Here is a 21,170-nt window from a genome sequence, read left to right as displayed (position 1 = left end):
TGATCATACTATGGCAAAGACGTTATTCGAAAAGATTTGGGACTCGCACAAAGTAGATGAGATTGACGGCAGATCACTACTCTATGTAGATAGACACATGATTCATGAGGTGACATCACCTCAGGCATTTGATGGATTACGAATCAACAAAAGAAAGGTGAGACGGCCAGATCTTACGTTTGCCACAATGGATCATAATGTGCCGACCACTAATAGATCCTTACCAATAATTGATCAAATTTCTGCAACACAGATCAAAACACTGGAACAAAACTGCAAGGAATTTGGAATTGAACTATTTGGCCTGGACAGTCCCTACCAAGGAATAGTTCATGTGATTGGACCTGAGCTTGGTATAACATTGCCTGGAACTACAATTGTTTGTGGGGACTCGCACACCTCAACCCATGGCGCATTTGGGGCATTTGCCTTAGGAATTGGAACCTCTGATGTGGAGCATGTCTTGGCAACTCAATGCCTTGTTTTAGACAAGCCAAAGACATTTGAGATTAGAGTAGATGGGAAAAGAAAAAACAATCATGCCATTACCGCCAAGGACATCATACTGTCTATAATTAAAAAAATCGGTACTGCTGGCGGCAATGGAACCGTACTAGAATATCGTGGGCAGGCAATCTCGGATCTCTCCATGGATGAGCGCATGACCATATGTAACATGTCTATTGAGGGCGGTGCTCGAGCAGGCCTTGTTGCGCCGGACCAAAAAACATTTGATTATCTAAAAAACAAACGATATACTCCAAAAAACTATGACGAATTGGTAGATGAGTGGAAAAAGACACTCAAAACAGATGATGGTGCAAAATTTGATAGATCATTTTCAATTGATGCATCGCAAATCATTCCACAGGTAAGCTGGGGGACAAATCCTGCAATGACTGTGGATGTTACTGATGTTGTCCCAAACCCTGCAGAATTTGCCAAGGGCGATTCCAGTCAAGAAATAGCTGCAAAAAAAGCACTGGAATACATGGATCTCAAATCAGGTACTCCAATCACTGATATCAAATTAGATCGTGTCTTTATTGGTTCTTGCACAAATGCAAGACTACAAGATTTGATTGAGGCGGCAAGTGTAATTCATGGACGAAAGGCATCTCCAAATGTTAGTGTTCTGGTGGTTCCGGGATCTCAACAGGTAAAGAAACAGGCAGAGGAAATGGGCCTTGATAAAATATTCAAGGATGCAAACTTTGAGTGGCGTGAATCCGGATGTAGCATGTGTCTTGGGATGAATCCTGACATTCTATCAAGAGGTGAGCGATGCGCCAGTACCTCAAATAGAAACTTTGAAGGCAGACAAGGTTCTGGTGGGAGAACTCATTTGGTTAGTCCTGTTATGGCATCAGCTGCTGCAATAGCAGGCCACTTTGTTGATGTTAGGGAATGGATGTGATATGGACAAAATAACCACCGTCTCTAGTGTCATAACTCCACTTGATAGGCCAAACATTGACACTGATCAAATTGTACCAAAACAGTTCCTAAAACTAGTCCAAAGGACTGGATTTGGCAAGTTTTTGTTCTATGACTGGCGCTTTGATCAAAACGGTAATCCAAAAAGAGATTTTGTCATAAATAATCCAAAATTTTCTGGCTCGCATATCTTGGTGAGTGGTGAGAACTTTGGGTGCGGTTCTAGCCGTGAGCATGCTGCTTGGGCACTAAAGGACTATGGATTTGATGTTGTGATTGCACCTTCGTTTGCAGATATTTTCTATAATAATTGCTTCAAAAATGGAATTTTACCGATCTCATTACCAAAGGATTTGGTGTCTGATTTAATGAATACTGATCATGTCGTTACAGTTGATCTTGCAACTCAGACCATTAAACATGATTCCAAATCCATACGATTTGACATTGATGAATCAAGAAAAAAGACATTGCTTGAGGGATTGGATGATATTGCAGTCACACTACGGCGCCAAGACAAAATCTCACAATATGAGAAAAGTCACTTTTGAATTTGACTGATTATATTTTTTATTGAATCTGATTTTCTCTCAAGGACCGCAGGAGATTCCACATCTACCCATGGGGTTTTGCCTATGTCAAATGAGCTGACCAAATCTTTCTTTGATAGTTCTTGTAGTATATCATATGATAAGTTGAGGTTTTTCTTTGCCTTTGATCTTATCACATCTAAAATCTTACCCGATAAAACATAGATCCCAGTACATTCACAGTCTTCCATCTTTATGAGCGGTTTTTCAATAAACTGGCTTACCACCCCATCTTTAACCTGAGCAAAGCCAGTCTCTTCTTTTCGGAATTGTCTTGTTGCAATGCATGCTAAACTGTTTTTATTGGTATAATGCTTGAGCATTTTTCTCAGATCCAACGCACATAGGTTGTCTGCAAACCATAAAAAGAATGGCTCATTTTTTGCTATTTTTAGGTGCATCAGATCACCTGCAGTACCACTGGATGAGTCTTGGACAAACTTGATCTTTTTTGATTCTGCAAAATAGTTTTTGATCTGACCGCCAAACCCTTTCAGGTCACACACTATTGTGATCTCGGAAATAAAATCAAACGACAACAGGTGCTGTATTGTGTAGGCAATCAGTGGTTTTCCATCTACTGGAATCATTGCCTTTGGGAAATAATCAGTAAAAGGTTTAGCACGCGTTCCTTTACCGCCTGCTAAGATTACTGCTTTCAATCTACCTGTATGACTTTTGCTTTCTTCTTCTTGCGCCAGGTCCGCCGAACTTCTTTGGCTCTTTTCTTCTGGCATCTCCACTTAGGAGGTGTTTGTCAAAGTCGTTTATTCTTTTTCTAAGATCTGTTCTTGTCTGCTTTGGAAATGGGTGCTCTTTTGGCTCTTTTTTAGATTTTGTCCAACCTGTTAGCGCTCGAGATATTGCAGTTGCTGCTGCATATGCTTGACCCATAAATCCGCCGCCTTTAACACGAACTGAAATGTCTACCTTAGCTCGTAAGTCACCTGCAATTTCTAGAGGGCTGAGAATTACCTCACGTGCAACCTCTTGAACAATCATCTCTGCTGGTGTGTTGTTTATTCTAACTCGGCCTGAGCCTTTTGTGATGTAGACATGTGCTTTTGATGTCTTTCTTGTTGCAAAATAGATCTCTGTCTTTGGAGTCATCGTGACCATCCTACCTCTAGTGCAAGATCTGACATACTGGTGTAGTTGGATTGTGGTCTTGTTATCTTTGCATTATCAAAAGTAGTCTTTTCTGATGAGCCTAGTCCGCTTGGAACGCCGATGTATGTGCGCAATCTTCTAAGTGCTGCATCTCCTGATGGTTTTTTTCTTGGAAGCATTCCACGGATCATTCTGGACATTATGGTGTCTGGTCTGCGTGGGTGGTATGGACCGTGCTCTGGGTGTAAGATACTGGAAATTGACAAAAAGTCCTTGTAGTTTTGGATGATGTTTCTTCTATTTCCACTGATCAGTATTTTTTCGCAATTTACAACAGTGACGCGGTTTCCTTGGAGAAGTAGTTTTGCCACATTTGAGCTTAGTCTGCCTGCCAAAAGATTTGTCCCATCAACTATTACTGATTGTTGCTTATCCAATTATTCTCACGCCTTTTCCTGTTGGGAATTTAGAAATCAAATCAGAATATGTGATTATTTTGCCGCCTGCTGCCTTGATCTTTTTGGCAGCTGCAGTAGAAATAGAAAATGAGCATAATGTGAGTTTGTGGGAAATGTTGCCTGTGCCTAAAACCTTGCCTGGAATGACTACCACTTCATTATCCTTAGTCACGGTGCTAAGTTTTGTTAGGTTGACTAGTCTTTTTGCAATCTTTGGCTTTAGTGCCATCTCTGCAAGGTTTGACCAAATTGGAGCCTTGTTCTTAGTGGATGCTGCCTTTAGCTCCTTTATCATGCTTAGCACTAGCTGATTGGTCATAGATATTGCGCTTTTGGAACCCAAATATAATGTTATGATTAGGCTTTTAGCTCTGTAATTACTTCCTTAAACTCTTCCAGTCTTTGAGCAAGCTCATCAACACCTGCTGTGATTATTTGCTCTGGGCTGAGTGCACCGGTTGTCTCTACAGTCAAGACATATTCACCTTCTTTGTCGGTGTGGGTCAGAACAGCAACATTTGCCGAGTTCCACTTGGCATGTGTTGATCCGCGTCCAAGTCTTGCATATGCCTCAAGTTTTATCTTTTGGCCTGGGGCTAGCTGGACAATTGGAATTTTATCTGAAACTGACTTTACTGTTTGGTCCTCAGAGCTTAACTCGGATGATGTAACAGTACGGGTAGTTTCTGTATTGCCTGAATCAATAACTAACATAACTCTACAGTTTGAGCAGCCTGCCTGGCTTTTGCAAGAGCAAAGGTGTGGCTCTGAGAATCGTTTGAGGTCTGTCTTTAGTGGAATTAGGCCCAATCTGTGCGAGATGCCCTCATCTGACATTACAGACGAGTTTTCAATCATGTCTACAGTGTCGATGGCAAAGACTGGAACACCGTTTAGGCATATTCGTCTTAGCGCATTTGCATATTGTAATGCAACGCCCTTTAGTTTTACTGACATGCGATTTTTATCTTGTGAAATTATCTCCAAAGAAGGCAATTAGAAAAATTTTTCCAAGTCCACATAAAAATCTAGCGTGGCTCTGGGCGTGATTTTGACAGAGATAAATACCGATATTTGATACCTATCCCATGACTGATGTAACCGTAATTAGGCACTCTGTTGCCGGGGAGAAATTTGAGATTCTAGTCAAGCCGGATCCTGCCTTGGAATACAAGCTTGGCAAAAGAAAGGATGTCTCTACCGTTTTGGTGTCCGATGAGGTCTATACTGACTCCAACAAGGGAACTCGGGCATCCACTGAAAAACTACTCAAGGCATTCAAAACACAAGACACTAACGAAATAATTGAACTGATTCTAAAAAAAGGCGAGCTAAACCTTACCACTGATCAAAGAAGAAAGATGGTCACGGAAAAAAGAAAGCAGATAATTGAGTTTATCGCAAAGACCTACGTCGATCCAAGATCACACCTGCCGCATCCGCCGCTAAGAATAGAGCAGGCACTAGAGCAAGCACGCATATCGATTGATCCATTTCGAAACACGGAAGAGCAATGCAAAGATGTTGTTGAAAAACTCCGAAGCATCATACCATTAAAATCAGAAAACATGTTACTAGAGATTACAGTTCCGGCCCAATATGCATCACAATCTTATGCAGTTCTCAAATCAACTGGCACTTTGAAAAAAGAAGAATGGCAAAATAATGGATCACTTAAAGCAATACTAGAAATACCTGCGGGGGCAAGGGCAAGCGTGATCGACAGACTAGGCTCTATAACCAAGGGCTCAGCTACCGTGGAGATGGTCAAGTAATGGATGATATTAAAAGAAAATATGTCATACCTGGCGATGTAATCACAACCGGCCCATATCGAGCAGAAGAAAACGTTCACCTCTTTGGCGATAAAATCATAGCTACAACTGTTGGCATTTCTGAAATATTTGATAGCGGCGTTCGCGTAATTCCTTTGACTGGAATGTACATTCCAAGAATTGATGATTTCATTATTGGTATAGTAAAATCTCATACCTCATTATCATGGGAACTCAACATCAACTCTTGTTATGCTGGTATCTTGCCAGCAGCAGATGTTTTTGGGCGCGACTTTAACCCCAAAGTCGATGATCTCACATCCCGACTAAAGACAGGGGATCTGATTGCAGCACGAGTTGCAAACTCTGATAGATCACGTGACCCGCTAATCACAATATCTGACAGGGATTTGGGAAAAATCGAAGATGGTGAGCTGATAAAAATTTCACCAAGCAAAGTTCCAAGACTGATTGGAAAGCGTGGATCTATGATTCAAACAATCGAAGGTGCAACAAAAGCAATCATTACAATTGGACAGAATGGTTTTGTCGTAGTGTCCTGCGACGAGCCAGAGGGATTATTAAAGGCCATAGAAGCAATCAAAATGGTCGAGGAACAAGCACACGTTCCAAATTTGACTGAAAAAATACAACAAATGTTAGGATCAAACAGTGAATAATAATGGGTGTAAAAAAAACAGACATAGTACTATTAGATGATAAGGGAATTCGTTGCGACGGCAGAAAAATTGACGAGCCTCGCAGAATTATGATTAAAGCCGGAGTTCTAAAAAACGCAAACGGATCGGCATACATTGAATTTGGAGAAAACAAAATTTTGGCAGGCGTATTTGGCCCAAGAGACGTTCACCCAAAACACCTGGCAAACACAGATCGTGGAATTTTGCGATGCAGATACCACATGCAGCCATTTTCTGTAGGGGAGAGAAAAAATCCGGCACCGTCCAGAAGAGAAATAGAGATTTCCAAGGTAATCAAAGAGGCACTAGAACCAGCAGTAATGCTAGAGGGCTTTCCAAGGACTGTAGTTGATGTCTTTATAGAAATCCTACAGGCTGATGGTGGTTCTAGATGTGCAGCACTTGATGCAGCAGCCGTTGCATTGGCAGATGCTGGAATTCCAATGAGAGACATGGTTTCAGCGTGTGCCGCAGGAAAAGTAGCAGACACTATAGTTTTGGATATCAATAATGAAGAAGACCAGGAAGGCCAGGCAGACATGCCTGTTGCATACATGCCAAACTTGGGCAAAGTCACACTAATTCAGCTGGATGGCGTTCTAACACCACAGGAATATGAGAAATGTGCTAACACTGCAATCGAGGGCTGCAAATTAGTATACGAGGTACAAAAGAAGGCACTACAGGAAAAATTCTTTGGAGACACACAAGAATGACTGCACCAATACTAGATGATCTAAAAAAGAAAAAGATTCTTGCATTGCTCAAAGACGGACAACGAATCGACGGCAGAGCACTAGATGAGCCACGAGCACTAACAGTTGACACCGGAGTCATACCAAAGGCAGAGGGTTCTGCACGAGTACGACTGGGTGATACTGAGGTAGTATGTGGTGTAAAGATTCAGCCAGACAAGCCGTTTCCAGATTTGGGTGATAGAGGAATATTCATCTGTACTGCAGAAATTTTACCACTGGCAGACCCAAGCGCAGAGCCTGGACCACCAGGAGAAGAAGTAATTGAGCTTGCACGAGTAGTTGATAGGGGAATTAGAGAAAGTGGGATGATCGATCTAAAACAACTTGTCCTAGAAAAAGACAAATCTGTAGTTGGAATCTTTGTTGATAATTCTGTGACTGATTATGATGGCAATTTGTTTGATGCATGCTCATATGCATCAGTTGCAAGCATTCTGTCCTGTAAAATTCCAAAATGGGAATACAAGGACGGCACAATCACAAAAATAGACGGTGTACTATCCGACCCACCAATAACTACAGTTCCGGTTTCTGTTACAATGGGAAAAATTGGCGATAAAATCCTAGTTGATCCAAACGCAGACGAATGGAAATGCATGGATGCCAGAATGACCATAACTACAAATGCGGATGGAAACATTTGCGCAGTCCAAAAGGGCGGAAGCGATGGATTCACTCCAGAGCAACTAGTCAAGTGCGCTCAACTCTCTATTTCAACCGGAGCAAAAATAAGGGACATGCTAAAACAGGCAGGTAGAAGTTAAATGCTAAAAAAAGGCGGATCCCTAAAAGGTCTTAGACAAAAATACGGCATCAAGCACAGAAAAAAATTCTCTGCAGTCCATGCCTTGCTAAAAGAAAAAAGAAAATGCACCCAGTGCGGCTCTCTGAAATTTGGACGAGAGGCAGTAGGAATTTGGGCTTGCAAGAAATGCGGCTACAAAATTGCTGGAACTGCATATGACCTTAGCGCTTAGCGCCATATTATCCATCAAAACCAAAGAAAAGACAAAAGCAATTTTTGACTCGCTAAGTGCAGATAATAGATTTTATCCGGAAAATCCAACCAAGACAAAGATAAGCATGAAGAAAAACCAGATCCACATACAAATCAATGCTGACGAGCTGGCTCATTTACGTGCAAACCTAAACTCTACACTACGACTGATCCAAGCAAGCTCGGACTCACTCGAATCGCTACGGTTATAAGAAATTCAAAGAAATCTTTTACATGTCGCAAGGCCAACAAATTCCTCCATGGTTACAAGAACAACTAATGAAGCTACAGCAATCTCAGCAAAATCTTCAATCCATAATGGCCCAAAAACAACAACTCGACATTGAACAAATGGAGTCCGAGCGAGCACTGGAGGAACTAAAAAAAGTAGCAGACACTGATCCAGTCTACAAGCATGCTGGAACCATACTGGTAAAATCCACCAAGACAACACTAATCTCGGAGCTAGAGGAGCGAAAAGAGCTTGCAAACACTCGCGTTACTGTTCTGGCAAAACAAGAAGCACGAATCAAAGAAAGCATCAAAGAACAAGAAACAAAAATCAATGAGATGATTCGTGGTTCACAAAAGCCACCATCGCAATAAATATCAGAAATAAACCAATCATACCATGAAGATTGAAAATCTTCGAATTGTAGTAGATGAGCGCGAGCGCAAAAGTGGAATTCCTGATCTATTGCGCGCAGTTGGAGTTAATCTAGAGATAAAGACCCTTCCAATAGGTGACTATATCGTTGCCCCCGAAACCATAGTAGAGCGCAAAAGCGTCTCTGATCTGATATCCTCAATATTTGATGGACGGCTTTTTGATCAGTGCAATCGACTAAAGGAGCATTTTACACATCCTATAATTCTGATGGAGGGAAACGTGGAAGAAATAGAACAAATCGTGGAAAATCCACTGGTATTTTATGGAGCGCTATCTGTGGTGGCAATTGATTTCAAGATTCCGATCATACCTACACCTAGCGCTACACACACTGCAAAGATGCTAGTATCCATGTGTTCAAGAAAAGATACACTGCGGGGACCATTCCTCAAGAAAATAAAAAAATCCGACGATGTGTATCGACAACAGCTTTCAGTTTTGTGCAGCCTGCCGGGAATTGGGGAAAAACTAGCAACTAGGATGCTTGCTAAATTTGGCTCGCCCACAAAAACACTAGGCGCATCACTTGCGGATCTTGCAAAAATAGAAGGCCTTGGGGAGGCACGTGCCAAAAAAATAAGGCAGATGCTGGATCACACCAGCAAACTGCACAAAGAATCAAATCAGAAAACCCTGGACCTGTAATTCATGTTTGTCACCCATTCTTGGCTAAAAGAAAATCTGAACTCGACAGATATTGTCATACTTGACACTAGGCCAAAAATAGCATACTCTTATGGGCACATACCAAACTCGGTCTCATTAACTGTTGAGCAAATAATCAAGATCAGCCCGGAAGGCGCCCATCTTGCACCAGAGCCAGAAGTTGCATCTAAATTGCTTGGCGAGCTTGGAATTGATAATGTCAAAACCGTTGTGGTGTGCGGTGATCTGATGGACCCATCCGTATTCCGTGTTGCGTGGACACTACAATATTTGGGACAGCAAAACACCAAAGTACTTGATGTTGGGATTGGCACGTGGCAGAGCCTTGGGCTTGATATGAACCGTGTACAAAAAAAGCCAACACCAACTACATTTGTTCCTAAAATACAAAACATCAGAATAGAAGCGCAAGAACTACACGGAATGATTGGCAAGGTTACGATTCTTGATGCGCGTAGCCCTCAGGAATATTTTGGTGGACACCTTCCTGGCTCTGTTTTGTTTCCATTCACCGATGGGATTGGACAGGACGGCAAGCTTCTCGACTCACAGGAATCTTTGGCGAATCTGTTTTTGCAAAAAAACATTCCAAAAAACCAGGAAGTAATCTGTTATTGCATGCATGGGCATCGCGCATCCAGCCTGTACTATCAGGCAAAACTTGCGGGATTTGAAGACGTTCGGCTCTATGATGGTTCTTTTATTGATTGGTACTCAAAGCGACTTCCCCTTGAGTAGTCTTCGACTTAGCTTGTTTCCACAGTTTGGGCAAAACTCTAACCCAGAGAACTCTTTACTACACCCGACACAATAATGAATCCAATGTCCAACATCCTTGATTCCCTTTGTCATTATTGGGTTAACCTGCAGTCCTAGATTTTTTGCAAGATTTGATACTGCAAAATCATCCGTGACTAGGTTGCCTTTTATCTCATGAGCTAATGCCACTGCAGAAATATCTGCCTTTGATAGTTTTTGAGCATCACCTGTTTTTTTTGCAGCATTCATGACAACATCGATGCTGGATTTTAGTGGATCCTTTATTCTTAGTCTGTCAGTATCAAGCAAGGTATCTAGTGCGCCATGACGCTGCTTGATGTGTTTTATTTCCTCAAAAATTACAGTTGTGGTAAGGCCTATCTCTGGAGATGCAAAGGGAATTCCTGCGTAAAAGGCACTTGCATCATAAACTCTAGACGCCAAGTTTGCCCATCTGTCTTAGCCCGCGTTTTTTTAGTCTCACAAAGACTGCGCGCTTTGGATGCTTTTTGATGACTATTGATTCCTCAAAGCCTGCAGTTTTGATCACCTGTGCATCCATCACAATGTTGGTATCATGTGAGCAAATGACTTCAATTTTTTCGTCTGGAACTACTATTGATGGGAGCAATCTAAGAACTGGCGCGATTGGTGTGATTATCAAAATATCCAGGCTCTCGTGCAGTACGGGACCGCCCAGTGAAAACGAATGGCCAGTAGAGCCGCTTGGTGTTGAGATCATGACTCCGTCCATTTTGTGTTTTACTATATCGTTTTGGAACTTGATCTCAAACTCTGCGGTCTTTGTCATGTTTTGTCTATTGATGTAGATTTCATTTAATGCTGGTGAATACTCTTCTCCGCCAGATGATGCGACAACTCGGGTTCTTTTGTCAAACCAAACCTTGTTTGATTTCATGTCTGCAATGGCAGTGTCTATTTTGTCCAGCGTTATCTCTGAGAGAATTCCTCTGTTACCGCCAACATTGATGGTCAAAAGCGGGATCTCATTTGTCAGGCTGCGAAATGTACGAAGCGTGGTGCCATCTCCGCCCATGGTTACTACCAAATCCAGTTTTTTGTCGTTTAGCTCATCGACGGATTCGATTCGTTTTGCACCTTCCACCGATACTGGTGCTATTGTAAAGACTTCGGCCTTACTGGCAAGAAACTTTTTTGCAACTTTTTTTGCCGCATTCTCCGACTCTTCGGAGCCAAACTTGGATACTATGCCTACTCGATTTAGTTTCAACTCTTTCCTTTTGTATGACTTTGTTTAAAAAATGTAGTTTTTTGATGTGATAGAAAAAATTAATTATGCATGAAACGGTTCAAAATTGAAATGAGTTACGCACATCCAGAAGTCCTAGTAGATACAGAATGGGTATCAAAAAATCCACCAAGCGGCAATCTAAAGCTGGTTGAGGTGGACTATGATCCGGAAAATGGATATCGCAAAGGCCACATTTCAGGTGCAAGTCTGATCTGGTGGAAACGAGATATCAACGACCCAATAACACGTGATATTGTTGATAAAAAACAATTTGAGGAATTAATGTCAAGAAATGGGATCACACCTGAGACCGAAGTGATTCTTTATGGAGATTTTAACAACTGGTTTGCAGCATTTGCATTTTGGGTCTTCAAGTACTACGGCCACAAAAATATCAAAATAATGAATGGTGGCAGAAAAAAGTGGGAGCTTGAAAAAAAGCCATACACAACTGATGAGCCAAAAATCTCTTCAACCAACTATGTTGCATTTCCACCAGACGAAGGACTACGCGCATATCTGTTTGATGTCAAGCGAGCACTGGACAGAAAGGAAATCGGACTGGTTGATGTGCGTTCTGCCAAGGAATTTACCGGCGAGATAACTGCGCCGCCGGAATATCCAATGGAACATGCACAAAGAGGTGGACATGTACCCGGTGCGCAAAACATCCCATGGGCAACTGCAGTAAATGATGCAGATGGCACATTCAAGACACCAGATGAGCTAAAACAAAACTATGCTCCAAAGGGAATCACACCAGACAAGGAAATAATCTGTTATTGCAGAATTGGTGAGCGTTCATCACATTCTTGGTTTGTTCTAAAGTATTTGCTTGGTTACCCACAGGTTCGAAACTATGATGGCTCTTGGACCGAATGGGGCAACATGATAGGCAACCCAGTAGAAAAATAAGTTGAGCCAGGAACTACCAATTCTCAAAAAGGGCTCGTTTTATCTCATAAAGGATGGATCTGCTGATCTCATACTGGAGGACAGAACAAAGCGAGGCCTTACCGTGCGTGAGCAGACCCTTGATGAAAACCATAAGGTTCTGGCAGATAAAGGCATGATCCACGACATGGATGGTATTGGGCATTGGGTGCCAATTAGATGGTACTTTCCAAAAAAAGATCACTCCTTTGAGGCAGTACTTGAAAACGCAGAAAGAATGGAAAAAAAATACACCGAATTACGGGAATTAACCTGTCCTGACGACTTGGAATGAACAAGATTTTAATAAGAAATACAACCAAACCATGACATGTCGCTTTTACTAAAAGATCGAGTTTACACAATGGAATCACCCACCGCAAAAAGGGGCGTCTACCCATTACATGGCTACAAGCTTGGTCTGTATCGTTTACCAATAAAACTAGAAGATCCACTGGAAATGAAGTCTGTTTTTGATGGACTCAAAAAGACATTTTCAATGGACATGTATGCTGATCGAATCTTTGCCACATACAATTGGATTGAAGAGAACATGCCAGACCCAGACGCAAAGGGATACCAAAAAGCCAACCTCTCAATTACTGTAGAAATAGTATCTGGCGAGGTAGTGGATATCATTTACCAAATATTCCCAATTGAGAAATTTGGCGACCAGGAATGGATCAAGGACTATCGTAAAAAAGCCGACTATTATGCAAAGATGATAATTGATACCATTCTACGAAATACTATTCTGGCAGACAAGATGATTGAATATTTTGTCAAGAGCAAGAAATTCGAGCAAGACGATGCAATAGCAGAACTTGAAAAACTAACTCCATTTGCAAAAATAGTTCCTGACGCAAAACCAAAACCAAAACCAGAAGTCGAGGTGTCTCAGGGAGCTGCACCTGTGATGGGTGCATTACTAGATGGTCCAAAGACAGGACCAATAGATGTAGAATACAAGGCTCACATGCCCGTCACCATACCATACACTGTGGCTTCCAACAAAAATGTCATCAAGACTTGGGGACGCGTGGGAACAGACAACACGAACATGGGTGTCTGGGGCGAGTTTGTATCAGTTGATTATGATATCTGTGTTGCAGATGGTGCGTGCATTGATGCATGCCCTGTTTCGGTGTATGAATGGTTTGATACACCAGGAAACGTGGCATCGGCAAAAAAGCCACTTATGGCGCGCGAGCCGGACTGTATCTTTTGCTTGGCATGTGAAGGCGTATGTCCACCACAGGCAATCAAAATCTTCCAGAGAAAATCCTAAATCTTTACATATATTTTTGAAAAAATAGATCGGTTTGACTAACCCGTATTTGTAAAAACTTAAAATCTAAGCATAAATGGAATAATTTTGTTGTCTGAAAGCACCCAAGATGCTCCAAAAGAACAAAAACCATCTAGTGCAGGCGCACAAGTTCAAGCTGCAACAACACAGGCCGAGCTTGCAGCTACCAAGCTTGCAACCGCAAAAGCGATTTTAGAGGCAGCAGAAAAAGAATACGAATCAGCAATGGCGGTCATGGCAAAAGCAGCAGCAGAGGCAGAAAAAGAATATGCCGCAATAGCAAAATCTGCACAAGCATCAGCCGCAGGAAAACCACTTACAAATAAACGAAATCAAGAAAGAATTTTCAGAAGAGAAATGGGTGAGCCGGAATTTTTCCGCTACAAAAAAGATCTCATTCCAAAAAGAATCATGCTAAGTGAGGAAGAACAAGAAGAAATATCGAAAAAAGTCGAGATTCCAGTCGATGCGACTCCTCAATATGCGCCAAAACATGTTCTCAGCGTAGAATATGGGGGCACATCAAACTATGAGTCCGGTATTGCAGAACTCGTGGCTGCAGCAAAACAAAAACTGGCTAATCTGAAAAATGATCCGGATGCAATCCCAGAAGATATCACCCGTACAGAACAAGAACTAGAATATCTAGATTCACTCTATGAGAGCTTTTACTATAGCATGAATGTATTTCGCACTGCACAAAATGGCCGAGCCAAACTGGAGCACAAGTGATCGTAGATGAATGATGGAACATTCAATGTCATTAATGTCCGCGTTACATTTAGGAATATACCGATTCACAGTCTAGCCAGATTCTCATTTAAGGATCTTGCGGCCGCATCTGAGGCATTCAAAAAGATTCCGGGCGTCTCAGAATGTGTGATACTTCAAACGCAAAGCAGAGTTGAGATATTTACCGTAAATGCAATGGAGACTGACTCACCAGACCTTAGATCATCTGAGGGCAAAACCTTGATCATAAGCAAAATCCGAGAAACTTGGCAATCACTAACCGAACTGGAACAATACGACATTGATCATTTTGATCAAATCTTGGAAGTATATGTCAATACAGATGTCTACTTGCATCTGCTAAAGTTGGCGTGCGGCCTAGAATCCGTCGTGGTAGGAAACGAGACAATACTTGGCGAGCTAAAGGCAACCATACTTGGAGCAAAGCTTGCCAAGACATCTGATAAGATACTCAACAAACTGTTTGACACTGTAATTCTTACTGCTACCCGCATTAGAAACTCGACTCAAATCAACAAGGGTGCAAAATCCCTTGGAGAGATGGCAGTCAAAATAGCAGAACAAAATGCTGGCCTTGATGCGAAAAAACGTGTGCTTTTGATGGGTACTGGAGAGACTGCCGCAATGGTTGCCAAATCACTCAACAAAAAGGCATACCCATTTGATGTTTGTAGCATGACAATAGAGCGTGCAACTGGCTTTTCAAAAATACTGGGCGGCAAGCCAATTGGATTCAAAGAAGCACTAAAGGAATTTAACAAATTTGATTTTGTCTTTGTTGCAACAACCTCTGACTATTTTGCTCTCACCTTTGATAACCTGAAACTAACAATGGAAAATAACACCAAGGGAACCATGATTTTGGACATTTCTGATCCAAGGACAGTAGATGATACTGTGATGACTTTACCTGGAATCAAGCTAATGTTCCGAGACCAGCTAACCGAAATGGAGGAGCGGGATCTCAAGGCACAGGAAGAGACCATTATTGCAGTAGAGAAAATCATCGCAAAAGAAATCGCGGTAATTGAGGCAACAATGAAGCTAATAGAGCAGGGCCCGCAGGTAACCGACGTGTTTGCAAGCGTAGATGCGCTACGAAAAAAGGAACTGGAAAAGACACTAGAATTGCTTGGCGAAACAGATGAGAAAAAGATCAAAATTATCACTGATCTGACAACTGCAATCGTGGATGGAATTCTTCCAAAACCAACTGTGGCAAAAAAATAATTCTATACCATAACTAATTCTTATTCTAAAAATCTAGAAATAGATAAATAAGATAATCCAAACATCACAAAAGTGATCAAGCTAGTATGTCGGGATTATGGTTTTGATTGTGATTTTGTTTCTAGTGGAAACGATGTCGGTAAAGTAATTGAAGAATACAACTCTCACTCAACTGAAGAGCACGGAATTGAATATTCCAAAGAAGCATTGATGCAATTTATAATACGAAAAGGATAATCTTACAAAAATAATTTTGAGCTCTGTTTATCCGTATGATTCGTACTTTACTTCAAAGCTGTCATCATCACGTTTGTCGTGATATGTCACAAAGCCTTGTGGTGTTAGAAATTCCATAACGCCATCAATTGTTCCTTGCCAGCCACAAATGTAAAAGCTGGTATTGTCTCTTGTGATCTTTTCACCGACTAGTTCCTCTAGTGGTGATTTTCCACCGTCCTTTGCGCGCAGGAAATTCTCAACTCTTCCTGTTGGACCATTCCATGCTCGATTAAACCATTCTTGTGGACGACTAACCGCTGCACGATACTTGAAGTTCCACTTGTCTGCTCCTCGATCTATGCTTTCGGTTTCAAGTTCTGTGAACAATCCTCTGTAACTTAGCTCATCAACATAACTTGCACCGTGCAATACAACGACCTCTCTTTTATCACCAACTGCGTTCAGATGCTTTGCAAAACTCACAAACGGTGCAATCCCGGTTCCGCCGCCGATGCAGACAATTCGTCTTTCGTCTTTTCTGCCGTCTGGAAGCTTGTCGTTTATGATAAGGGCGTTTCCTGTTGGGTTTCCTATTGTGACCTCATCGCCATCGCTTGCGTAAAACAACTGGGTTGTGACACGACCTGGAAGTGGCTTTCTTACCCACCTGATTACAAATTCATAATATTTTTTATTTTCAGGATGAGATGCAATGGAATAAGCCCTTCTAACGGTTTTGTAGTTTTCATTTGCCACTGAAATTCCAAGTGTAAGGAACTGGCCTGCCTTGTAGTCTGGAATTACCCCATCTTCTGGTACGATACGAAAAACTGCGAGATCCTCTTTTAAAAGCTGAACATAAGTTATTCTTGCTTTATTTGCTGCGACCAACTTTGTTTAATCAGCTAACATATGTTAAATATTTTATGATATGCAAGTGTGACTCCAAAGATATTTGGTGAGTGAATTATCCAAGAAAGTAACGATCAATCAAACAATATGATGATCAAGGTACTATACTGTGTAAGATTTTTAAAGAAAGAAAATTGGCTCAAAAAATAGCACATGTCGCTTTTATTAAAAGATCGAGTTTACACAATGGAATCACCCACCACAAAAAGGGGCGTCTACCCATTACATGGCTTCAAGCTAGGGCTGTACCGCTTACCAATCAAGCTGGAAGATCCATTGGAGATGAAATCCATAGTTGAGGGCCTCAAAAAGACCTTTACGATGGATACCTTTGCTGACAGAGTCTTTGCGACCCATACCTGGACTGAGGAAAACATGCCGGACCCAAGCTCCAGGGGATACCAAAAAACAAACCTCTCCATTACTGTGGAAATAGTATCTGGCGAGGTAGTGGATATCATTTACCAAATATTTCCAATTGAGAAATTTGGCGACCCACAGTGGGTAAAGGACTATCGCAAAAAAGCCGACTATTATGCAAAGATGATAATTGACACCATTCTACGAAATACTATTCTAGCAGACAAGATGGTGGAGAGTCTTGCAAGGCTAGAAAAAATCGAACCCGACGCCGCACTCAAAAGACTAGAGGATCTAACCCCACTTGCAAAAATAGTTCCAAACGCAAAACCAAAACCAAAACCAGAGATTCCTGCCGGAACGCAAGAACTAGTATCAGAGGTAATTGAAGTTCCAGATGGTGCAAAACCGGGACCAATTGATGTTGAATACAAATCCCACATGCCATCAAGTATACCATATACTGTGGCTTCCAACAAAAATGTCGTCAAGACTTGGGGCAGAAAGGGAGAAGACAATGGAATAATGGGTGTCTGGGGCGAGTTTGTATCAGTTGATTATGATATCTGTGTTGCAGACGGAGCTTGCATTGATGCATGTCCTGTTCAGGTCTATGAATGGTTTGATACGCCTGGAAATCCAGCATCTGACAAAAAGCCACTAATGGCGCGCGAGCCAGATTGTATCTTTTGTTTGGCATGTGAAGGCGTATGTCCACCACAGGCAATCAAAATCTTCCAGAGAAAATCCTAAGTCATAAATGGCCTAATGTGGGCTGATCTACCATGGCGGTAAATCCATTTACGGTGTTTGTTTTTGATATATTCATTTTCTCAGCCATTTTGCTGACTGCTTATACCTTTAATTTCTACTATCTTGCGTTTTTGGCAATCCGAAGAAAAGACAAGCATCCTGTACTGCAAGTCGGAACACCTTCCATCACAATACAGCTTCCACTGTATAATGAAAAATACGTTGCAGCAAGACTAGTCGATGCGGTATGTGCGATGGACTATCCAAAAGACAAAATGAAGATAATGGTTCTTGATGATTCCGATGATGACACTACTGATCTTTTACACAATGTAGTGGCTGATCACAAAAAGGCTGGATTCGACATCGTGCACATACGCAGAGGTACCCGAAAGGGGTACAAGGCGGGTGCTCTCAAATATGCAATGACTATCACCAACACAGAATACGTGGCAATTTTTGATGCCGACTTTATCCCTCCAGAATGGTTCCTCAAAAAAGCAATCCCATACTTTGCCAAGCCAAACATAGGCCTGGTACAGTGCAGGTGGGGACACGTAAATGAGAACTATTCTGCAATGACCCAGGCCCAGGCACTGAGTCTTGACTTTCATTTTTTGGTTGAGCAAAGAGCAAAGAGCAACTCACATCTTTACATGAACTTTAATGGAACTGCTGGAATCTGGAAGCGAGACTGCATCGAGGATGCTGGTGGGTGGCACACTGCCACACTGGTAGAGGATCTGGATTTGAGCTATCGCGCCCAGATGAAGGGTTGGAAGTGTGTCTTTATTGAGGATATTGTGGTTGATGCGGAATTGCCAGTCCAGATGAATGCTGCAAAAAGACAACAGTTCAGGTGGGCAAAGGGTGCAATCCAGTGCGCAGTCAAACTACTTGGTGATATTCTAATCAAAAGACATATTCCAATTGAGACAAAGATTCAGGCGTTTGTCCAGCTTACGCGACACATCGGATATCCGTTATTGTTGGTGCAGTTTTTGGCGCTGCCGATTCTTTTGGCTGCAAACTTTAATCTTCATGTTCTAAAGTTTGTGCCCGCCCTTACCATCATGACATATCTTGCAATGGGACCATTTGCGTATCTGGTAGTAATTTACAATCTGTGGGGTCAGAACTGGAAACAAAAGGCAAAGGTCATGCCGTTTTTGCTGATTTATTCTGCGGGAATGGCCGTGAACAACACTGTGGCAGTGTTTGATGGAATATTTGGCAAAAAGAACGAATTTTTGCGCACTCCAAAATATGGCATCATAAAAAATACCGATGATTGGCGTGACAAGGCATACAATCTGCCATTTACAAAGACAACACTGCTTGAGATATTCTTTGGTGTCTATGGCTTGCTTGGAATTTTGATTTCGATATTTTCAAAAAATCCAATCTTTGCGCCAATCATTGCGATTCCAACAATTGGCTTTTTCTATGTGGCATACCAGAGCCTGTCTCATTCTAGATTTAAAAGAATTAAATCAGAGCGACCAAAAACAAAGACGGAAAAGATGGCAGACAACTATTACCAAATGGCGCTAATTGGCATGTTTGCAATCATAGTATTTGGTGCATACATGGCATACCAGGGATACCAAACCGATGTGTATCCACTGGATCTGTCGCGTGGCTATCTGGATAGAATAGCAACCGGAGGCAACCCACAATCAATGCTGCAAGACCTCAACGCAATCAAAGAACAACTGCCAAAAGAAGGAAATCCAGTATGGATATTCCCAACCGACACTACGGATTTCACAAGAATCCAGCAAGACATTGATTCGCTGATAGAATCAATGGATGCAATACAAAATGAGCCAAAGAACTCGGTTGAATACAGCACTGCAATGACTGATACCCACCTTAGGGCAATTCAGATACGACAAAACCTAATGGATGCCACGCCATACATGTATGCAAGCTTTTCAAATATTGTATTCAGCTCAGCTTGGATCGCAGCAATTCTTGGAATCTTTGCTGTACTGAAAAGAAAGAAGGATCAGCTAAAAGCATACGACAGATCTGAAGACGTCTAGTTCTGAACTAGGATTTCTGGCTCATCAGAGCTTAGCTTGAATTTTGAGATAACATTTTGAAGCTGCTCTGCCAGAGTTGACATTTGGTTTGCTGCACTTGCAATTTCGTGGGTGTGAGATGTTTGTTGTTCTACTGCAGCAGATGTTTCTTCTGTGGCTGATGCGTTTTGCTCTGCAACCGCAGATATTTCTATTGCATGTGTCGATACTTCCTTGACTTTGATTACTTCTTGCTGTGCAGTGTTTGAGAGGTGTTTTGCCTTCTCTGAGACGCTTCTAATGTGCAATGCAATCTCGTCTAGGGTTTTAAGTGATGATTCTATTACCATCTTTCCCTGGTTTACCTCGTTTGAGCTGATTTCAATGTCCTCTACTACAATTTGGGCGTCTTCCTGAATCTGCTTTAGCTTGGAATCGATTTCCTCTGATGATTTTGATGAGCTTTCTGCAAGGCGCCTTACCTCATCTGCCACTACCGCAAATCCACGGCCTGCCTCACCTGCTCGTGCTGCCTCTATTGCGGCATTTAGTGCTAAAAGATTTGTCTGATCTGCAATTTGCCTTATCACATCTAATACCGCGGTGATCTCACTTGTTTTCTGCGCCAATCCTCGCACCTTTTCTGCAGAGTTGTTTGTGACACGAATTATGTTGTTCATCCTTTGCCCTGCCTCTTTTGCAGATTCTGAGCCTTTCTCAGAGAGAATGCCTACTCGATTTGTCTCTTCTACTGATTCTACAGCATCTCTGGATAACTCGTTGATTGTCTTTGATAGATCATCTACGATTTGTTTTGATTTGTTTAGGCCTTGCGCCTGCGATTCTGAGCCCCTTGCTATTTGGTCTACTGTAGCTGAGATTTGCTGAATTGAAGAATTCATTTCTGTTCCTGATGCTGCAATTTGTTGTGCGCTTGCAAAAACAGACTGGGATGAATTATTCACCTCAGATATTATGTTTCTTAGATTAGAGACCATCTGCTTTTCTGCATTGAGCAGCTTTCCAATTTCGTCATTTGATTTTGATTCCTGTACTGTAATACTAAGATCGCCTTGGCTTATCTTTGTTGCAATCTCGGTTGCCTTGATAATTGGCTTGGTTATTCTTCGTGAGATGAAATATGCAAATACTCCAACACCAGCATTTACTGTTATTCCAAGAATTATGGCCTGAGTGAACATCTCAGATAGATGTGTCTTCATACTTGCATCTCCTGATTTTTCCACCATCTGACTTGTGATATTGAAATTGCCCATCGATATGACCAAAACCGACACTATGGCAATTGCATTGAACAATAACTGTAATTTCCAATTAAGCGAGATACTTTTGCCCTTGAGCATGTTGGGCTTTTGGTAATTGACATTATAGGAATCAGTATGTTTGCTATGAACATATGATTTGCTTAGGTTTGTTCGGCAATTTCATGCCTAGGTTAGTAATTATGACATAACCATGG

28 protein-coding genes are annotated in these 21,170 nt (G+C 41.8%); 19 read left to right on the top strand and 9 right to left on the bottom strand.

Annotation, left to right across the window (positions count from 1 at the left end; all coding sequences use genetic code 11):
* Positions 1-10: 10 nt before the first annotated feature.
* The gene (gene leuC / locus SU86_RS06980) at positions 11-1,417 is read left to right on the top strand and encodes a 3-isopropylmalate dehydratase large subunit (protein ID WP_048188514.1); all 1,407 of its coding nucleotides are present in this window, start codon (positions 11-13) and stop codon (positions 1,415-1,417) included.
* Between the two features lies 1 nt (position 1,418).
* Positions 1,419-1,988: a 3-isopropylmalate dehydratase small subunit gene (gene leuD, locus SU86_RS06975; protein WP_048188513.1), complete on the top strand. Its 570-nt coding sequence runs from the start codon at positions 1,419-1,421 to the stop codon at positions 1,986-1,988.
* On the opposite strand, the gene SU86_RS06970 is transcribed toward leuD, so the two are convergent.
* Genes SU86_RS06970 through SU86_RS06950 form a run of 5 tightly spaced genes read right to left on the bottom strand, consistent with a single transcriptional unit; the run spans position 1,979 to position 4,591 of the window.
* Complete coding sequence (locus SU86_RS06970) at positions 1,979-2,689, bottom strand: nucleotidyltransferase family protein (RefSeq protein ID WP_048188512.1); 711 nt, start codon at positions 2,687-2,689, stop codon at positions 1,979-1,981. The genes leuD and SU86_RS06970 overlap by 10 nt on opposite strands.
* Position 2,690: 1 nt before the next feature.
* A complete protein-coding gene (gene rpsI / locus SU86_RS06965; RefSeq protein WP_052755601.1) occupies positions 2,691-3,137 on the bottom strand; it encodes a 30S ribosomal protein S9 in 447 nt (148 codons plus the stop codon).
* On the bottom strand, positions 3,134-3,574 hold the full coding sequence (locus SU86_RS06960) for a 50S ribosomal protein L13 (protein ID WP_048188508.1): 441 nt from the start codon (positions 3,572-3,574) through the stop codon (positions 3,134-3,136). The genes rpsI and SU86_RS06960 overlap by 4 nt, the downstream gene beginning before the upstream one ends.
* Positions 3,567-3,914, bottom strand: coding sequence for a 50S ribosomal protein L18e (locus SU86_RS06955; protein WP_082096188.1), 348 nt, complete (start codon positions 3,912-3,914; stop codon positions 3,567-3,569). The genes SU86_RS06960 and SU86_RS06955 overlap by 8 nt, the downstream gene beginning before the upstream one ends.
* 38 nt (positions 3,915-3,952) lie before the next feature.
* Positions 3,953-4,591, bottom strand: a complete 639-nt coding sequence (locus tag SU86_RS06950; RefSeq protein ID WP_048188506.1) for a DNA-directed RNA polymerase subunit D — start codon at positions 4,589-4,591, stop codon at positions 3,953-3,955.
* 92 nt (positions 4,592-4,683) lie between these two features.
* Here SU86_RS06950 and SU86_RS06945 point away from each other — a divergent pair, with 92 nt between their 5' ends.
* The 9 genes from SU86_RS06945 to SU86_RS06905 are packed head-to-tail and all read left to right on the top strand — an operon-like array spanning position 4,684 to position 9,900.
* Entirely contained in the window at positions 4,684-5,370 is a 687-nt protein-coding gene (locus tag SU86_RS06945) for a ribosome assembly factor SBDS (RefSeq protein ID WP_048188504.1), read from the top strand.
* Positions 5,370-6,050, top strand: coding sequence for an exosome complex RNA-binding protein Rrp4 (rrp4, locus tag SU86_RS06940; RefSeq protein WP_048188502.1), 681 nt, complete (start codon positions 5,370-5,372; stop codon positions 6,048-6,050). The genes SU86_RS06945 and rrp4 overlap by 1 nt, the downstream gene beginning before the upstream one ends.
* Positions 6,051-6,052: 2 nt before the next feature.
* Positions 6,053-6,787, top strand: coding sequence for an exosome complex exonuclease Rrp41 (gene rrp41, locus SU86_RS06935; RefSeq protein ID WP_048188500.1), 735 nt, complete (start codon positions 6,053-6,055; stop codon positions 6,785-6,787).
* The gene (rrp42, locus tag SU86_RS06930) at positions 6,784-7,593 is read left to right on the top strand and encodes an exosome complex protein Rrp42 (protein WP_048188498.1); all 810 of its coding nucleotides are present in this window, start codon (positions 6,784-6,786) and stop codon (positions 7,591-7,593) included. The genes rrp41 and rrp42 overlap by 4 nt, the downstream gene beginning before the upstream one ends.
* A complete protein-coding gene (locus SU86_RS06925; RefSeq protein WP_048188497.1) occupies positions 7,594-7,806 on the top strand; it encodes an eL43 family ribosomal protein in 213 nt (70 codons plus the stop codon). It begins immediately after the preceding gene.
* Positions 7,790-8,038 (top strand): KEOPS complex subunit Pcc1, encoded by a 249-nt coding sequence (locus SU86_RS06920; protein ID WP_048188495.1) that lies wholly within the window; start codon positions 7,790-7,792, stop codon positions 8,036-8,038. The genes SU86_RS06925 and SU86_RS06920 overlap by 17 nt, the downstream gene beginning before the upstream one ends.
* Positions 8,039-8,060: 22 nt before the next feature.
* The gene (locus SU86_RS06915) at positions 8,061-8,432 is read left to right on the top strand and encodes a prefoldin subunit beta (RefSeq protein WP_048188493.1); all 372 of its coding nucleotides are present in this window, start codon (positions 8,061-8,063) and stop codon (positions 8,430-8,432) included.
* A gap of 25 nt (positions 8,433-8,457) precedes the next feature.
* Positions 8,458-9,141: an ERCC4 domain-containing protein gene (locus SU86_RS06910; RefSeq protein WP_048188492.1), complete on the top strand. Its 684-nt coding sequence runs from the start codon at positions 8,458-8,460 to the stop codon at positions 9,139-9,141.
* A 3-nt stretch (positions 9,142-9,144) separates the two neighbouring features.
* Positions 9,145-9,900 carry a sulfurtransferase gene (locus SU86_RS06905; RefSeq protein WP_048188490.1) on the top strand — a complete coding sequence of 252 codons (756 nt, stop codon included), beginning with the start codon at positions 9,145-9,147 and terminating at the stop codon, positions 9,898-9,900.
* Here the strand turns inward: SU86_RS06905 and SU86_RS06900 are convergent.
* Entirely contained in the window at positions 9,877-10,365 is a 489-nt protein-coding gene (locus SU86_RS06900) for an NOB1 family endonuclease (RefSeq protein ID WP_048188488.1), read from the bottom strand. The two genes, SU86_RS06905 and SU86_RS06900, sit on opposite strands and share 24 nt — an antisense overlap.
* Positions 10,355-11,173: an NAD(+)/NADH kinase gene (locus tag SU86_RS06895; protein WP_048188487.1), complete on the bottom strand. Its 819-nt coding sequence runs from the start codon at positions 11,171-11,173 to the stop codon at positions 10,355-10,357. The genes SU86_RS06900 and SU86_RS06895 overlap by 11 nt, the downstream gene beginning before the upstream one ends.
* Before the next feature lie 90 nt (positions 11,174-11,263).
* Between SU86_RS06895 and SU86_RS06890 the strand changes: the two genes are divergently transcribed.
* The 6 genes from SU86_RS06890 to SU86_RS09505 all read left to right on the top strand — a co-directional run bounded on the left by SU86_RS06890 (position 11,264) and on the right by SU86_RS09505 (position 15,656).
* A complete protein-coding gene (locus tag SU86_RS06890) occupies positions 11,264-12,109 on the top strand; it encodes a sulfurtransferase (RefSeq protein WP_048189347.1) in 846 nt (281 codons plus the stop codon).
* A 1-nt stretch (position 12,110) separates the two neighbouring features.
* Positions 12,111-12,422, top strand: coding sequence for a hypothetical protein (locus SU86_RS06885; RefSeq protein WP_048188485.1), 312 nt, complete (start codon positions 12,111-12,113; stop codon positions 12,420-12,422).
* Positions 12,423-12,458: 36 nt separating this feature from the next.
* Positions 12,459-13,415, top strand: coding sequence for a 4Fe-4S binding protein (locus tag SU86_RS06880; RefSeq protein ID WP_048188483.1), 957 nt, complete (start codon positions 12,459-12,461; stop codon positions 13,413-13,415).
* Between the two features lie 90 nt (positions 13,416-13,505).
* Positions 13,506-14,168 (top strand): hypothetical protein, encoded by a 663-nt coding sequence (locus SU86_RS06875; protein ID WP_048188481.1) that lies wholly within the window; start codon positions 13,506-13,508, stop codon positions 14,166-14,168.
* Positions 14,169-14,174: 6 nt separating this feature from the next.
* Positions 14,175-15,419, top strand: a complete 1,245-nt coding sequence (gene hemA / locus SU86_RS06870) for a glutamyl-tRNA reductase (RefSeq protein ID WP_082096186.1) — start codon at positions 14,175-14,177, stop codon at positions 15,417-15,419.
* Positions 15,420-15,491: 72 nt separating this feature from the next.
* Complete coding sequence (locus tag SU86_RS09505) at positions 15,492-15,656, top strand: DUF1059 domain-containing protein (protein ID WP_082096184.1); 165 nt, start codon at positions 15,492-15,494, stop codon at positions 15,654-15,656.
* Between the two features lie 27 nt (positions 15,657-15,683).
* Here SU86_RS09505 and SU86_RS06865 read toward each other — a convergent pair whose 3' ends face one another.
* Positions 15,684-16,529 carry an FAD-binding oxidoreductase gene (locus SU86_RS06865; RefSeq protein ID WP_048188477.1) on the bottom strand — a complete coding sequence of 282 codons (846 nt, stop codon included), beginning with the start codon at positions 16,527-16,529 and terminating at the stop codon, positions 15,684-15,686.
* 174 nt (positions 16,530-16,703) lie between these two features.
* Between SU86_RS06865 and SU86_RS06860 the strand changes: the two genes are divergently transcribed.
* The gene (locus SU86_RS06860) at positions 16,704-17,663 is read left to right on the top strand and encodes a 4Fe-4S dicluster domain-containing protein (RefSeq protein ID WP_048188475.1); all 960 of its coding nucleotides are present in this window, start codon (positions 16,704-16,706) and stop codon (positions 17,661-17,663) included.
* A 32-nt stretch (positions 17,664-17,695) separates the two neighbouring features.
* Complete coding sequence (locus SU86_RS06855) at positions 17,696-19,711, top strand: glycosyltransferase (protein ID WP_048188474.1); 2,016 nt, start codon at positions 17,696-17,698, stop codon at positions 19,709-19,711.
* Here the strand turns inward: SU86_RS06855 and SU86_RS06850 are convergent.
* On the bottom strand, positions 19,708-21,054 hold the full coding sequence (locus tag SU86_RS06850; protein ID WP_082096182.1) for a methyl-accepting chemotaxis protein: 1,347 nt from the start codon (positions 21,052-21,054) through the stop codon (positions 19,708-19,710). The two genes, SU86_RS06855 and SU86_RS06850, sit on opposite strands and share 4 nt — an antisense overlap.
* Positions 21,055-21,170 lie beyond the last annotated feature (116 nt).

The organism is Candidatus Nitrosotenuis cloacae, from assembly GCF_000955905.1.
In the GTDB taxonomy this organism is placed as follows: domain Archaea; phylum Thermoproteota; class Nitrososphaeria; order Nitrososphaerales; family Nitrosopumilaceae; genus Nitrosotenuis; species Nitrosotenuis cloacae.
This window is presented reverse-complemented; position numbering and strand designations above follow the sequence as displayed.

Bases quoted from the DNA above. Each gene is read 5' to 3' on its own strand.
- rrp41 (WP_048188500.1), top strand. From the start codon at position 6,053: ATGGGTGTAAAAAAAACAGACATAGTACTATTAGATGATAAGGGAATT.
- SU86_RS06890 (WP_048189347.1), top strand. From the start codon at position 11,264: ATGAGTTACGCACATCCAGAAGTCCTAGTAGATACAGAATGGGTATCA.
- SU86_RS06860 (WP_048188475.1), top strand. From the start codon at position 16,704: ATGTCGCTTTTATTAAAAGATCGAGTTTACACAATGGAATCACCCACC.
- SU86_RS06945 (WP_048188504.1), top strand. From the start codon at position 4,684: ATGACTGATGTAACCGTAATTAGGCACTCTGTTGCCGGGGAGAAATTT.
- SU86_RS06850 (WP_082096182.1), bottom strand. From the start codon at position 21,054: ATGCTCAAGGGCAAAAGTATCTCGCTTAATTGGAAATTACAGTTATTG.
- hemA (WP_082096186.1), top strand. From the start codon at position 14,175: ATGAATGATGGAACATTCAATGTCATTAATGTCCGCGTTACATTTAGG.
- SU86_RS06920 (WP_048188495.1), top strand. From the start codon at position 7,790: ATGACCTTAGCGCTTAGCGCCATATTATCCATCAAAACCAAAGAAAAG.
- SU86_RS06880 (WP_048188483.1), top strand. From the start codon at position 12,459: ATGTCGCTTTTACTAAAAGATCGAGTTTACACAATGGAATCACCCACC.
- SU86_RS06905 (WP_048188490.1), top strand. From the start codon at position 9,145: ATGTTTGTCACCCATTCTTGGCTAAAAGAAAATCTGAACTCGACAGAT.
- rpsI (WP_052755601.1), bottom strand. From the start codon at position 3,137: ATGACTCCAAAGACAGAGATCTATTTTGCAACAAGAAAGACATCAAAA.
- leuD (WP_048188513.1), top strand. From the start codon at position 1,419: ATGGACAAAATAACCACCGTCTCTAGTGTCATAACTCCACTTGATAGG.
- SU86_RS06915 (WP_048188493.1), top strand. From the start codon at position 8,061: ATGTCGCAAGGCCAACAAATTCCTCCATGGTTACAAGAACAACTAATG.
- rrp4 (WP_048188502.1), top strand. From the start codon at position 5,370: ATGGATGATATTAAAAGAAAATATGTCATACCTGGCGATGTAATCACA.
- SU86_RS06855 (WP_048188474.1), top strand. From the start codon at position 17,696: ATGGCGGTAAATCCATTTACGGTGTTTGTTTTTGATATATTCATTTTC.
- SU86_RS06925 (WP_048188497.1), top strand. From the start codon at position 7,594: ATGCTAAAAAAAGGCGGATCCCTAAAAGGTCTTAGACAAAAATACGGC.
- SU86_RS06910 (WP_048188492.1), top strand. From the start codon at position 8,458: ATGAAGATTGAAAATCTTCGAATTGTAGTAGATGAGCGCGAGCGCAAA.
- leuC (WP_048188514.1), top strand. From the start codon at position 11: ATGGCAAAGACGTTATTCGAAAAGATTTGGGACTCGCACAAAGTAGAT.
- SU86_RS06955 (WP_082096188.1), bottom strand. From the start codon at position 3,914: ATGACCAATCAGCTAGTGCTAAGCATGATAAAGGAGCTAAAGGCAGCA.
- rrp42 (WP_048188498.1), top strand. From the start codon at position 6,784: ATGACTGCACCAATACTAGATGATCTAAAAAAGAAAAAGATTCTTGCA.